The 296-nt window shown below is 66.2% G+C and carries 1 protein-coding gene; it reads right to left on the reverse strand.

All coding sequences use genetic code 11. The annotated features are described in order from the left end of the window. A partial coding sequence (locus tag KBI52_RS00450; protein ID WP_210804744.1) for an SDR family NAD(P)-dependent oxidoreductase occupies positions 1 to 296 on the reverse strand: 296 nt, incomplete at both ends.

Raw genomic sequence — 296 nt, forward strand, 5'->3', positions numbered from 1 at the left:
TGCTCGCGTGCCCCTCAGGAGTCGGTAACCGGCTCGGCACGGTGTAGATGCCGGCATTGTGGATGACAGCATCCATCCGGCCAATGGCATTGACCTGGTCCGCGATTGACCGGGTCTCGACCGCACTGCGGAGGTCTCCGACCACGATGCCGGCAGAGCGCGACGCGAAGTCCGCGAGCGTCGCTGCACGCTGCTGCGAGCGGGCATGAAGAACGACCTGGTGCCCCTGCTCAATCAAGGCCTGCGCCGCCGCGCGGCCAAGCCCATCGGTGCTGCCGGTGATGAAGATGAAAGCC

It is taken from the genome of Microvirga sp. HBU67558 (genome assembly GCF_018069605.1).
Lineage (GTDB): Bacteria > Pseudomonadota > Alphaproteobacteria > Rhizobiales > Beijerinckiaceae > Microvirga > Microvirga terrae.